General features: G+C 29.5%; 14 protein-coding genes and 1 pseudogene. 6 read left to right on the top strand and 9 right to left on the bottom strand.

Features of this window, described 5'->3' with window-relative positions; translation table 11 throughout:
- Window positions 1–3: 3 nt before the first annotated feature.
- Entirely contained in the window at window positions 4–1779 is a 1776-nt protein-coding gene (locus tag N5A56_RS12845; protein WP_265725804.1) for a chloride channel protein, read from the top strand.
- 39 nt (window positions 1780–1818) lie between these two features.
- Window positions 1819–2301, top strand: coding sequence for a hypothetical protein (locus N5A56_RS12840; RefSeq protein WP_274270460.1), 483 nt, complete (start codon window positions 1819–1821; stop codon window positions 2299–2301).
- 138 nt (window positions 2302–2439) lie between these two features.
- Here N5A56_RS12840 and glpQ read toward each other — a convergent pair whose 3' ends face one another.
- Window positions 2440–3408 (bottom strand): glycerophosphodiester phosphodiesterase, encoded by a 969-nt coding sequence (glpQ, locus tag N5A56_RS12835; protein ID WP_265725802.1) that lies wholly within the window; start codon window positions 3406–3408, stop codon window positions 2440–2442.
- Between the two features lie 54 nt (window positions 3409–3462).
- Here glpQ and N5A56_RS12830 point away from each other — a divergent pair, with 54 nt between their 5' ends.
- Window positions 3463–3681, top strand: coding sequence for a hypothetical protein (locus tag N5A56_RS12830; protein WP_274270459.1), 219 nt, complete (start codon window positions 3463–3465; stop codon window positions 3679–3681).
- Between the two features lie 17 nt (window positions 3682–3698).
- Here the strand turns inward: N5A56_RS12830 and N5A56_RS12825 are convergent.
- A pseudogene (locus N5A56_RS12825) lies at window positions 3699–4369 on the bottom strand (endonuclease/exonuclease/phosphatase family protein).
- The gene (locus N5A56_RS17505; RefSeq protein ID WP_337994804.1) at window positions 4356–4682 is read right to left on the bottom strand and encodes an endonuclease/exonuclease/phosphatase family protein; all 327 of its coding nucleotides are present in this window, start codon (window positions 4680–4682) and stop codon (window positions 4356–4358) included. The pseudogene N5A56_RS12825 and the gene N5A56_RS17505 overlap by 14 nt, the downstream one beginning before the upstream one ends.
- A 247-nt stretch (window positions 4683–4929) precedes the next feature.
- On the opposite strand from N5A56_RS17505, the gene hflX reads away from it, so the two are divergent.
- The gene (hflX, locus tag N5A56_RS12820) at window positions 4930–6141 is read left to right on the top strand and encodes a GTPase HflX (RefSeq protein WP_265725800.1); all 1212 of its coding nucleotides are present in this window, start codon (window positions 4930–4932) and stop codon (window positions 6139–6141) included.
- A 56-nt stretch (window positions 6142–6197) separates the two neighbouring features.
- On the opposite strand, the gene N5A56_RS12815 is transcribed toward hflX, so the two are convergent.
- From N5A56_RS12815 to N5A56_RS12790, 6 genes are all read right to left on the bottom strand, one after another.
- Window positions 6198–7307: a CNNM domain-containing protein gene (locus N5A56_RS12815; protein ID WP_265725799.1), complete on the bottom strand. Its 1110-nt coding sequence runs from the start codon at window positions 7305–7307 to the stop codon at window positions 6198–6200.
- 84 nt (window positions 7308–7391) lie between these two features.
- A complete protein-coding gene (locus tag N5A56_RS12810) occupies window positions 7392–8309 on the bottom strand; it encodes a DUF3078 domain-containing protein (RefSeq protein WP_265725798.1) in 918 nt (305 codons plus the stop codon).
- A gap of 59 nt (window positions 8310–8368) precedes the next feature.
- On the bottom strand, window positions 8369–9232 hold the full coding sequence (locus tag N5A56_RS12805; protein ID WP_265725797.1) for a DUF3078 domain-containing protein: 864 nt from the start codon (window positions 9230–9232) through the stop codon (window positions 8369–8371).
- Between the two features lie 30 nt (window positions 9233–9262).
- Complete coding sequence (locus N5A56_RS12800; RefSeq protein WP_265725796.1) at window positions 9263–9772, bottom strand: DUF2480 family protein; 510 nt, start codon at window positions 9770–9772, stop codon at window positions 9263–9265.
- Window positions 9773–9898: 126 nt separating this feature from the next.
- Entirely contained in the window at window positions 9899–10219 is a 321-nt protein-coding gene (locus N5A56_RS12795; protein ID WP_265725795.1) for an SUF system Fe-S cluster assembly protein, read from the bottom strand.
- A gap of 11 nt (window positions 10220–10230) precedes the next feature.
- Window positions 10231–10656 (bottom strand): SufE family protein, encoded by a 426-nt coding sequence (locus tag N5A56_RS12790; RefSeq protein WP_265725794.1) that lies wholly within the window; start codon window positions 10654–10656, stop codon window positions 10231–10233.
- Between the two features lie 74 nt (window positions 10657–10730).
- On the opposite strand from N5A56_RS12790, the gene N5A56_RS12785 reads away from it, so the two are divergent.
- Both N5A56_RS12785 and N5A56_RS12780 read left to right on the top strand, forming a co-directional pair.
- Window positions 10731–11657 carry a PfkB family carbohydrate kinase gene (locus tag N5A56_RS12785; protein WP_265725793.1) on the top strand — a complete coding sequence of 309 codons (927 nt, stop codon included), beginning with the start codon at window positions 10731–10733 and terminating at the stop codon, window positions 11655–11657.
- Between the two features lie 66 nt (window positions 11658–11723).
- Entirely contained in the window at window positions 11724–13622 is a 1899-nt protein-coding gene (locus N5A56_RS12780; protein WP_265725792.1) for an amidophosphoribosyltransferase, read from the top strand.
- The last annotated feature ends 79 nt before the right edge of the window (window positions 13623–13701 follow it).

Here is a 13701-nt window from a genome sequence, read left to right as displayed (position 1 = left end):
AAATTGCCAACAAAAAACAAGTTTTTAAAAAGGATTTTAATTTGGAGATATAAATATATTTCCGAACGACAGTTTGTATATGTTTTAAGTATTCTGGTTGGTTTATTAGCAGGTTTAGGAACGGCTATCTTAAAAAATTTAACCTTCTTTTTTCATGATGTTTTAGAAGGTAAATTTATTAAAGACATTCATTACTCATTGTATTTTATTTTTCCGATTATTGGTTTGGTTTTGGTGTATTACATTAAAACTAAAATCATAAAAAAAGATATTGGTCATGGTATTTCTACCACGTTACATGCAGTTTCTAAAAGAAACGGAATTATAGAAAAGTACAAAATGTATGCTTCTTTAATTACAGCGCCAATAACCGTTGGTTTTGGTGGTTCTGCAGGTTTACAAGGGCCAGCAGTGAGCACAGGTGCAGCTTTGGGGTCTTATGTTGCCCAAGTTTTTCATATGAACACTAAAACTAGAATGTTACTTATTGGTTGTGCAACTGCTGGTGCAATGTCTTCTATGTTTAAAGCGCCAGTTGCAGCCATTATTTTTGCAGTAGAAATTTTTAGTTTAGACTTAGCGTTTGCATCTTTAGTTCCTTTATTATTAGCATCTGTTTCTGCTGTAATGACTTCTTATTTCTTTTTTGAAAAAGATGCTTTGTTGGGTTTTAAATTAGTTGATGCTTTTCAATCTAAAGACATTTTTTATTATGTTTTATTGGGATTAGGAACTGGTGTTGCTTCTGTTTATTTTTCGAAAATCTATTTTCGAATCACTAATTTTTTTAAAAGGATAAAAAAACCAATTCACAGATTAATTTTTGGCGGATTAGCAATTGGCGTTATGTTGTATTTAATTCCGCCTTTATACGGTGAGGGTTACGGATTAATTAATAATCTTTTGCAAGGCAACACTTTAGGAGCTTTAAAAGAGATTCCTTATCAAGTAGATTTTACAAATGTTTGGATTGTAATTACATTTTTACTTTTAATTACCATCTTTAAAGCAATTGCAATGACAACAACTTTTGCTGCTGGTGGAGTTGGTGGTATTTTTATCCCAACTTTAGTAATGGGTTCTGCATTGGGTAATGTATTTGCGAAGATTATTAATGCATTGGGAGGTAATGTTTCTGAAAGTAATTTTACTTTAATTGGTATGACAGGTTTAATGGCAGGAGTATTACATGCGCCTTTAACAGCAATTTTCTTAATAGCAGAAATTACCGGAGGTTATGATTTGTTTGTGCCTTTAATGTTGGTTGCAGCTATTAGTTTTGCATTTACAAAATACTTTATATCCAATTCTATATATACAGTTGAATTAGCAAAAAGAGGTGAGTTAATTACACATAATAAAGATAAAAATGTCTTAATGATGATGCAGATTAATAAGCTTATCGAAAAGAATTTTAAAGTAGTAAATCCAGAGATGACATTGGGGGAAATGCTAAAAAAGGCAGTTGCACATTCTACTAGAAATATTTTTCCTGTTATCAATAAAGAAAAACAATTTTTAGGAATTGTATTATTAGATGATATTAGATCTATAATGTTCGATACCGAAATGTATGATAAAGTTACTGTAGAAACAGTTATGAAATCTGCACCAGAAATTATTTTTTATAATGATTCTGTAGCTCAAGTTATGCAAAAGTTTAAAGAAAGTGATGCGTGGAATTTACCTGTTGTAAAAGATGATAAGTATGTTGGTTTTATCTCTAAATCGAAATTACTTACTGCTTATAGAAATAAATTGATTGAAGTTACTGCTTAAAATTAAGAAAAAATGAAGAGTAATAGTTTTTCGAGAAATATGAAACTGAAATCTAATGTGGAGTTAGAAGGAATCATTGATCAAAAAGAGAATTACACAAATGAAGCTTTGCAAGCGGTTATTTGGGAGTTAGAAAAAAGAAACTTAATAGTAGAAGGTGAAATTGAATTAAACGAAGAGGTTATTGCAGAAAAAGAATTAAAATCAGCTTCTTTAGAAAAAGAATTTACTTCTAACGAAGGCGCTTTTAATGAATTTGAACAATCAACATTGTATTCTAAAAATGCAATACGAGGTTTTACAATATTCTTTAGTACAATTTTTGGTGCAGTTTTGTTGATGTACAATTTAAAGGTGATGAAAAAGCCAAAAGAAAGGATTCAGGTACTTTTTTTTAGTATTATTTATACTATTTTTGTTTATTTTCTTCTAAATTTTTTACCAAAGAGTTTTTTAACGACTTTAATTTTAAACTTAATTGGATATACCATTTTATCAGAATTTTTTGGAATAAATATTTAGGAAAAGATTTAATTTATAAAAAGAAAGAAATTACAAAACCGTTAATTATTTCTTTGCTCTTAACCGGTTTTTTAGTTTTTTTAATACTTTCTCCTTTAATTTTAAAGGGGTAAATTGGTCTGTTTATGAGAATTGCTTTTATTTAAGAAACTCTACAACCAAATCAGGAAAATCTGTAAAAGCACCATCAACATTTACATCAATTAAAAGTGTTTGCATCATTTCTTTAAAAGAAGAAAACTCTGCTAAAGCATCTGCTCTAAAAGTATAAGGATGTACTTTTAAGCCTAATTTATGAGCATTAGAAACTAAAGAAGTAAATGTAAATTTACCATCAACTTTTTTATCTAAAATTTGCTTGTACCAAGGTCCAATTCCGTCTGCATAAGTTGCAAAATGTTTCAATTTTTTGGTTTCTTCTGAAAATTCCATCAGCTGAACTAAAAATAACTCAGACTTTAATTCTACTCGAATTCGTTCTAATTCTAAAGCATTAAAACATTGTAAAATACAATTGTCTTTTTTTGTTTTGTAACCATAATCAGCAAGAACTTTTAAAACGACTTTAGTTAAGTCTTTTCCTTCTTTTTTATGAAATTCAGGTTCTTTAATTTCAGGATAAATACCAATATTTTTTCCGGTAGATTTATTTAAACCCTGTATTAATTCAATTTCTTCTTGTAAAGAATGAAGTTTAAAATTTCCTTTCCAAATTGGAAAACGAGTTTTAAATACTTGTTCTCCTGTTTTTGGATTGAATCGTTCTGTAACTTGTAGTGTTTTTAACTCTTTAAACGTAAAATCGATTACATAATATCGGTTGTCTTCTCTTTTTCTATCAGAAAATTTTGTAGCAACATCAGTTACATCATCCAAATAAATATCATGAATTACTATAGCTACATCATCTTTACTTAATACTAAATCTTGTTCAATAAAATCTACATTCATTGCATGTGCCATTGCTTTTGCTTCTAATGTATGTTCGGGTAAATAACCAGAAGCACCTCTATGTGCAATCACAATTTTTTTGTCCATGTTTTTAAATGTATTTCGAGTGGATTTACAGCCAAATATAATTATTAAGAAAAGAATTAATTTCTTCATCCTTCAAAAATATAACTTTTGTAAATTTACAGTATGAAATTAGCGTTAAAAATAATGTTTGTTATCTTTCTAATTTGGATGGCAACAGGTTTATATTTGGTGAATGTAGAACATGAAAAAGCACAAATTGTAATGGGTTTAGGTGTCTTTTATTTTTCTTTTTTATTTATGCCGTTTTTTATTTATTACAGATATAAAGATGGTAAATACAAAAAATACATTTTAAATGATGAAAAATTAAGAGAAGCTTTTAAGAATGTTGGTAAGGATTAGTTTTCTTTCAGGAAGAATCAAACTTTATCGTCCTTTTTTAAAAAAGCATATACAGGAAAATGGTCTGAAAATCCACCTTGATACCAAGGTCCAATATAAGTTCTAAAAGGACTTCCTTTTAATTTTCCTTTAAATATTTTTAGCCATTTTTTATTGAAAATTTCTGCATGTTTAAAATACAATTTACCTTCTTTTTTTCTAGAAAATTTTTACTGAAAATAATTTGATCGAAGAGGTTCCATTTTTTATCATAAGTTGTGGTTCCTAGTTTTTTTACATCCAATAAGCTTTCCATCGGATTGTAAAAATCATCTTTTACCAAATATTCTTGTACGCTTTTACTATTAGGGTCGTCGTTAAAATCGCCCATAATTATAATTTTTGCATCCATTTCTTTTTCTTTAATAGTATCAATAAGACCTCTTAAAGTTTCTGCTGCTATAATTCTTTTAGGTTCGCTTTCTTTAGCACCTTCTCTTCTAGAAGACCAATGATTTACCAAAATATGAATTAATTCGCCATGTAAATTTCCACTAACTTTTAAGATATCTCTTGTGTAATCTCTGTCTCCTTTATCGTCTTTTAAAAAAATAGGATAGGTTTTAGAAGATAATAATTCAAAGGCAATTTTGTTATATAGCAAAGCAACATCAATACCACGTTCGTCTGGAGAATCAGTGATGAACATAACCATAATGATGTTTTCTTAAATATGATGAATTTGCAATATCATTAACAACTTTAGCATTTTCTACTTCCACTAAACCAACAATTGCTGGCGGGTATTTAGACCTTTTCAATCCTAGTTGCGAAATTACAGAACCTAGTTTTTTAATCTTTATTTTATATTTTTTGTAAGTCCATTGTTTCTTTCCTTTTGGTGTAAAATCATCATCTGCAGTAGAAGGATCGTCTTTAGTATCAAAAAGATTTTCAACATTATAAAAACCAATAGTTGTAATACTTTGTTTTTGTTTAGAAGAAGAAATAGAAGGAAACATAAAATAGGTTTAATTGTAAAAATAAGTAAATTTTTAGAGCAAAAACATAACTTAGAAGAGATGTTTTTATAACATAAGTAAACCCCAATCTATATAGAAGTTAATTATTTTTGTACTAATAATAATTAGCTTTTAGAAAGAAATAGTAGGAGAAAAAGTAAGATGATTTGAATTAATTAAATGAACCTCAATTTGTATTGAGGTTTTTTTGGTTTTAAGAATAAGAATGTTTGTATTTTTGCATTGTATGATAGATCAAAAAGAAGCCATATCAGAAAAAGCAGTTTTAATAGGTGTTATAACGCAACAACAAGACGAAGCAAAATCTGAAGAATATTTAGACGAGTTAGAGTTTTTAACGTCAACTGCAGGAGGAGTTACTGTAAAACGTTTTGTTCAAAAAATGGAAAAACCAAATCCTAAAACTTTTTTAGGTGCAGGTAAGTTAGAAGAAGTTAGAGGTTATATTGAAGGGAATAAAATTGGTACCGCTATTTTTGATGATGAATTATCACCAGCTCAAATACGTAATATCGAGAAAGTTTTAGATTGTAAAATTTTAGATAGAACCAATTTAATCTTAGATATTTTTGCACAAAGAGCGCAAACTAGTTCTGCAAAAACTCAGGTAGAATTGGCGCAATGCCAATATTTACTACCACGTTTAACTAGATTATGGACACACCTTGATAAGCAAAAAGGTGGTATTGGAATGCGTGGACCTGGTGAAACAGAAATAGAAACAGATAGACGTATTATTCGTGATAAAATTACCATTCTAAAAAAGAAATTATTAACTATTGATAAGCAAATGGCCGTTCAGCGTAAGAATCGCGGAAAAATGGTGCGAGTTGCTTTGGTAGGTTATACAAATGTTGGGAAATCTACATTAATGAATGTTGTTAGTAAGAGTGATGTGTTTGCTGAGAATAAACTTTTTGCAACCTTAGATACTACAGTAAGAAAAGTGGTTATTAAAAACATTCCTTTTTTAATGACAGATACTGTTGGGTTTATTAGAAAATTACCAACACAACTAGTAGAATCTTTTAAATCTACTTTAGATGAGGTTCGTGAAGCCGATTTATTGTTACATGTTGTTGATATCTCTCATCCAAATTTCGAAGATCATATTGCATCTGTAAATACAATTTTAGGAGAAATTAAATGTGCGGATAAGCCTACTTTAATGGTATTTAACAAGATTGATGCTTACTCTCATGAAACTATTGAAGAAGATGATTTAGTAACCGAAAAAGGAAAAGAACATTATACTTTAGAAGACTGGAAAAAAACTTGGATGAATGATTTGAACAAAGAATCTATTTTTATTTCTGCGTTAAATAAAGAGAATTTAGAAGATTTTAAAGAGAAAACATACGAAGAAGTAAAGAAAATTCATATACAACGTTTTCCTTATAACGATTTTTTATATTACGAATATAAAGAGGAAGAATAATCATTTATTTAACCCACAAGGTTTATGAAATTTGTGGGTTAAATTATTTTTACTCTTTAATTTCCTTCTTTAGTAATGCCCATTTTCTTAGCTCTATTTTTCCAAGATTTTTTTGCATGAGCCTGTAAATCTGTTACAGAGTCGCTCTCATCAACAATTTCTAAACCTAACAAGGTTTCTATAACATCTTCTTGAGAAACGATACCACTCACAGATCCATATTCATCTACAACTAGTGCAATGTGTTCTTTTTCTTTTATTAGCTTGTCAAATAAATCAGGAATAGATAAATCTCTTTCAGTTATTAAAATATTTCTTTTAATTGTAGCAAGTGTATCATCTCCTTTACCATCAATAATAGCTTCTAATAATGTGTCTTTAAGGAAATAACCAGAGATAGCATCTGGATTTTCTGTAAAAACAGGAATTCTAGAAAAAGGTAAATTCTTATGTTCGTTATAAAAAGATTTAATGGTAAGGCTTTCATCTGCAATTTCTAAAACTGTTCTTGGCGTCATTACATCATTTACTTTTATGTTTTTAAATCCAAGTAGATTTCTAATAACCTTGCTTTCATTCTCTTTGAAAACGCCATCTTTTTCAGCCATTTCAGTCATTACCAAAAACCCTTCTCTACTTAAAACACTTCCATGACCTTTACCTCCAATTAATTTAGTTGTTAATTGTAAAACCCATAAAACACCAGTCCATTTTAATGGGAATATCATTATTTTTAAAGCTTTAGAAGTAAAGTTTGCAAGTTGTTTCCAGTAAGTTGCACCAATTGTTTTTGGTACTATTTCTGATGCAACCAAAATAAGAATTGTCATTACTGTAGAAACAACACCTACCATAACATCTTCGGTAATTTTAATTCCAAAAATAGATTTTACTGCAGTTCCATACATTTCTGCATATGCAACTTTTGCTTGTACACCTACTAAAATTGCACCAACAGTATGGGCAATAGTATTAATGGTTAGAATGGCTATTAAAGGTTTGTCTACATCCTTTTTTAATGTTTCTAATTCGTTAGCATAATCTAAACCTTCGCTTTTTTTAAGGTTGATAAAAGTAGGTGTTATACTTAATAAAACTGCTTCTAAAATAGAGCATAAAAAAGAAAAGAAAATAGAAATTGTTGCGTAAATTATTAAAATTGTCATTAACAGAAATTTAGAATGTAAAAGTAGTTAAAATAAAAAACCTCAAAAATTTCTTTTTGAGGTTTTGTTAGAATTTTTTTAAAATTAAAAGGCATAGCTTAAGCCTAATAAGAAATAAGATTGTAATTTATTATCTACATTACTAAATGTTGAATTTACATCTGTAATTAAAGCATTGTTTAAAGCTTCTTGTTTATTTTTACGAAGACCTAATTCGAAACCAACACCAATTCCGTTCCAGATTGTGTAACCAAGAGAGTTTGTAAATGTCCAGTTTGATAAATCTGATGTTTTATAACTTTGAAACATAGATAAATTAGATTTAACACTTAGTTTACCGTATTTTTTAGTGTAATCAGCTACAATTTTTGCACCTAAAGAAGATTCAAAAACAGTATCTCCAGAACTAAAAACAAAATTGTAGTTTCCAGGATGCATAACAACTACTAAGTTGTTTGTTGGAGTCCAAGTCATACCAACACCTAAATCTAAATATCCAGGGTCATTAAAGTTATCTATTATGGTTGTTCTGTATTCTGCTAATCCAGAAAGTGCCCATTTTTTGTTTAATCTTTTACCGTATAAAGAGCTAATTGTAAACACATCTGTTGCAGCATCAAAACCTTCATCTCCAGCTACTCCTTTTTCATCTAATTTTACCCAACCTAAATTTACAGCAGCAGAGTTTCTCCAGAAATAATCTTCTTCAATTAAGTTAGCAAAGGCGTTTATTGTAACTCCAATATTACCAGCAGAAGCTGTAGGGGCAGATCTAGAATACCAATTGTTAAAGCCAGAAATACTAGCTCCAATAGTACCAAAAGCACCTTTTCTCCATCCAGGAAGAGCATTTATTTTGGCTTGTAAGGCATCTACTTCTCCTTGTAATTTAGCTATTTTAGCTTTTTTAGGAGCTTGTTCTTTTTTTAACTCTTCTGCAGTTTGTGCGTTTACAGATAAGCTAACAAATGCAAATAAAATTAAGATTGATAATTTTTTCATTTTTTTTCATTTTTATTTGGGTGCAAAAATACACTTTAATTGATTAGACAATAAAAATATTAATAAGTCACTTTTTCATGAAAAGTATAATTAATTCCTAAGCCAAAAAGTTGTTTTAATTGAATTTTGCTTGAAGAATTGTCATCTATTATGGTATGGAAAGTCATATGCATTTTAATATGCTTATTTACTACAAAACGAATATTAGTTTGGTAATCGATATCAATATTTCCAACATTAGCTAAATAATCTGAGTACATTGTTAAGATATTTTCCATTTCAATATTCTCCATTAAGCTAAATTTATAATAACTAGAAAGGTTAAAACCTAAACTAAAAGCTGTGGTTTTACCTTCTTCTACACCAAATTTTCCGGAAAAAGCTTCATTTACAAAGGTATATCTAGCTGTGGCTGGAGCAATATTTAAATTTATATTATCAGATTTCTTCCACAACAAACCGGGGCCGAATGTTAAATATGCAGGAGATAAAAGTTCAGATACAAGTACCTTAGGTTCTTTTTTGTAGTCAAAACCATCTGAATATTGTGATTTAAAATTGGTTAAAAAAGACAAAAACCAATAAGTAGTAGTTTTAAAACCAAACAAAGAGTTAAACTCAAAACGGTCGTTGGTTTTTCTCCAACCTTTTTCACTTAAATGGCTTAAACCATAACCTGTTATTATTCTACTATCCCAGTTTATATTGTCTTTTTTGTAATTAAAATCATAATTAATATCAATATTTCCTGCTATTGTATTTTCACCTCCAGAAGCCCAATTAGAGAATGAAGATTGATTAAACACAAAAGCAAATCTTCCATGAATTTTCCATTTAGGAACAGGTATTGTGTCTTTATTTTGCTCTTGAGCAGAAAAATTTACTGAGAATAATATGAAAAAAAGGAAAATAATTTTCTTCAAAGTTCTTTGTTTTTAAGCTTCTAAAATAATTTATTTTTTTGATTTGTAAAGTGGTACAGTAGAGCATGCTTCACCAAACATAATGCTTTTTGCTAACGGTTGTAATTTTTCAATCAGAAAAGCAAAAGCAGAGTTTGGTATTGGTTTTTCTGCACAACCTTTTATAATAACAGGTTTATCAGTAAAATCTCTTAAGTCTAAGAAGCCAATTAATTCTTGATAAATTACGGTTTCTAATAACTCTAAATTACCAATAACTACTTTATTTGCAAAAGGTATTAATTCTGCTGCAACCAACATAAAAGCCCAAGAAGGAACAATAGCATCTACCGAACAGGAAATAGCTACAAATGAGTTTTTATACTGAGACCAGTCATGGTTTTTTACAAAATCTCTAAAATCTTTTTCTTTTAAAATGATTTCTTCAAATAACCAATCTTTAATATCAAATAAAACTCTTTCTCCGTTAGGATAAATTTCTTCAAGATCAAAAGTTTTTAATTTGCTATTTGCAACTCTATTTATAATTTCTTCTGCCATTTTGTTTAATTTTTGTAGTTGATTTCGATATAATTTTGAAGAAAAATCAAAATTACTCGAACTGGTAGTAATAGAAACCTGCAAATATTATAATCGCTTGCTGTTTACTAACTACTGCCAACTAAATTATAGCATTCCTAATTCTAATTTTGCTTCTTCACTCATCATTTCTTGTGTCCAAGTAGGATCGAATGTAATTTCAACTTCACATTCGTTAATTTCTTTCAAAGTTTTTACTTTGTCTTCTACTTCTTTAGGTAAAGATTCTGCAACCGGACAATTAGGAGAAGTTAATGTCATTAATATTTTAGCATTGTTTTCATCGGACACAAAAACATCGTAAATTAAACCTAATTCGTATATATCTACCGGAATTTCAGGGTCGTATATTGTTTTTACAACTCTAATTATTTTATCTCCAATTTCTTCTAATTCTTTATCTGTCATTTGTTTAATTCTTAATTTTGTAATCTTGCTTGTTGCGCAATTGCGTACATTTTTATTTGTTTTACCATAGAAACTAATCCATTAGCTCTAGTAGGTGAAAGATGCTCTTTTAAACCTATTTCATCTATAAAGTTAGTTTCTGCAGTTAATATATCTACTGGTTTTTGATTCGAGTAAACCCTCAATAAGAGTGCCACAATTCCTTTTGTTAAAATTGCATCACTATCCGCAGTAAATTTAATAGTTTCGTCTTCTAGCTCAGAATACAACCAAACTTTCGATTGGCAGCCTTTTATCAAATTTTCATCTAATTTATATTCAGAACTAATTATTGGTAAAGATTTGCCAAGTTCTATGATATATTCATAACGATCCATCCAATCATCAAACATAGAGAACTCATCAATAATTTCTTCTTGTATTTCTTTGATAGTCATTTTTTAAACTTATTTTTGCCCTTTGTAAAAGGTTTGTACATTTATTGTGCAAAATTACTGATTAAATTTAAGAAATGAGCAAATTATTAGCAGTTGGTACTGTAGCATTTGATGCAATTGAAACACCTTTTGGTAAAACAGATAAGATTCTTGGAGGATCTGGAACTTTTGTTGGTTTAGCCGCAAGTCAGTTTGGAGTTAAAACAGGAGTTGTTTCTGTAGTTGGTGGAGATTTTCCACAGTCATATTTAGATATGATGAATTCTAAAGGAATTAATACTGATGGAATTGAAATTGTAAATGAAGGAAAAACTTTTTTCTGGAGTGGAAAATATCATAATGATATGAACTCTAGAGATACTTTAATTACAGAGCTAAATGTTTTAGAGACTTTTACACCGGTGGTTCCTGAAAATTTTAAAGATGCAGGTATTGTAATGTTAGGTAATTTACATCCTTTAACCCAAGCGTCTGTTTTAGATCAGATGAATGAAAGACCAAAGTTAGTAGTTTTAGATACGATGAACTTTTGGATGGACATTGCTTTAGCAGATTTACATACTGTTTTAAAAAGAGTAGATGTAATAACTATTAATGATGAAGAAGCGCGTCAGCTTTCTGGTGAATATTCTTTGGTAAATGCTGCTAAGAAAATTCATAAAATGGGACCTAAATATGTAGTTATTAAAAAAGGAGAACATGGAGCTTTGTTGTTTAACAACGGTAAAATGTTTTATGCACCAGCATTACCTTTAGCAGAGGTTTTTGATCCAACAGGAGCAGGAGATACTTTTGCAGGTGGTTTCTGCGGTTATTTAGCGAAGACAGAAGATATTTCTTTTGAAAACATGAAGAACGCAATTATTTACGGTTCTAATTTAGCATCTTTCTGTGTAGAGAAATTTGGTACAGAACGAATGCAAGAGCTTACAACCGACGAAGTTAAAACACGCTTGCAAGCGTTTAAAGAATTAACACAATTCGATATAGAGTTAACATAAATAAAAATCCGCGCCTAAAAACGCGGATTTTTTTATACATAAAACACAACAAAACAACCCATTAAAATGAGTGACGCAATTAAACACGAATGCGGAATTGCATTAGTTAGATTAAAAAAACCATTACAATTTTATAAGGATAAATACGGAACTGCTTTTTACGGAATTAATAAAATGTATTTATTAATGGAAAAACAGCATAACCGTGGACAAGATGGAGCTGGTTTTGCTAGTGTAAAATTTAACGTAGAACCAGGTACAAGATATATAAGTAGAGTACGTTCTAATAAACCTACACCTATTCAAGATATTTTTGCGCAAATTAATGGTCGATTAAATGGTGTTTTAGAGGAAAATCCAGATAAGAAAGATGATATAGCATGGCAAGAAGAAAATATGCCTTATGTTGGAAATTTATTCTTAGGTCATGTACGTTATGGTACGTTTGGTAAAAATTCTATAGAAAGCGTACATCCTTTTTTACGTCAAAGTAATTGGAGGCACCAAAACTTAATTGTTGCAGGTAACTTTAATATGACCAACTCTAAGCAGATGTTAGAAGAGCTTATAGAATTAGGTCAGCATCCAAAAGAAGCTACAGATACAGTAACTGTAATGGAAAAGATTGGGCATTTTTTAGAAGATGAAGTAGCAAAACTGTACCAGCAAGCTAAGAAAAAAGGATTTAGCAAAAGAGATGCATCCCCTTATATAGAAGAAAATTTAAGCTTAAAAAAAGTTTTAAAAAGATCTTCTAAAAATTGGGATGGAGGTTACGCAATGGCAGGTTTAGTTGGGCATGGAGATGCTTTTGTTTTAAGAGATCCTAACGGAATTAGACCTACATATTTTTATGAAGACGATGAGGTTGTAGTTGTAGCGTCAGAAAGACCAGTTATTCAAACTGTATTTAATGTTAAAATAGATAAAGTTCAAGAATTAGAGAGAGGTCATGCATTAATTATTAAGAAAAGTGGTAAGGTTTCTATAAAGAAGGTTAATGAGCCAAGAGAAAATAAAGCTTGTTCATTTGAGCGTATTTATTTTTCTAGAGGAAGTGATGCAGGTATTTATGAAGAACGTAAAAATTTAGGAAAATATGTGTTTCCAAAAATTTTAAAATCAATTGATTCAGATATATCAAATTCAGTGTTTTCATACATTCCTAATACAGCAGAAACTTCTTTTTATGGAATGACGGAAGCTGCAGAGGATGTTTTAAATCAGCAAAAAACAGCAAAAATTTTAGCTGGAGATGGAAAATTATCAGCAGAAAGGGTAACGGAAATTTTATCAGAAAGACCTCGTTTTGAGAAAATTGCTATTAAAGATGCTAAATTAAGAACCTTTATTGCAGACGATAGTTCTAGAGATGATTTAGTAGAACACGTTTACGATATTACTTATGGAGTTGTAAAACCTACAGATAATTTAGTAATTATTGATGATAGTATTGTTCGAGGTACAACATTAAAAAAGAGTATTATTAAAATATTAGACAGGTTAAGCCCTAAGAAAATAGTTGTAGTTTCTTCTGCTCCTCAAATTAGATATCCAGATTGTTATGGAATTGATATGGCTAGAATTGAGGCTTTTATCGCTTTTAAGGCAGCTTTAGAGTTGCTTAAGGATCATAATAAGTATCATATAGTAGACGATGTTTATAAGAAATGTAAAGAACAACAATCTAAAAATGATGAAGAAATTATAAATCATGTAAAAGATATTTATAGTTCTTTTACAACCGAAGAGGTTTCTGCTAAAATAGCGCAGATGTTAAAAACGGATGATATAGATGCGGATGTTGAAGTGATTTACCAAACTGTAGAGGGTTTGCATAAAGCTTGTCCTGATAATTTAGGAGATTGGTATTTTACAGGAGATTATCCTACACCAGGTGGAATGAGAGTTGTAAATCAAGCTTTCATAAACTTTTATGAAGGAAATGATGAAAGGGCATATTAAGTTGTAAAACTTATAATTTTAAAAAGCATCCAATTCTGGATGCTTTTTTTGTTTTAAAAATACGGCAGATGCCTTATTG

This window comes from Polaribacter ponticola (assembly GCF_026191475.2).
Classification (GTDB): Bacteria; Bacteroidota; Bacteroidia; order Flavobacteriales; family Flavobacteriaceae; genus Polaribacter; species Polaribacter ponticola.
This window is presented reverse-complemented; position numbering and strand designations above follow the sequence as displayed.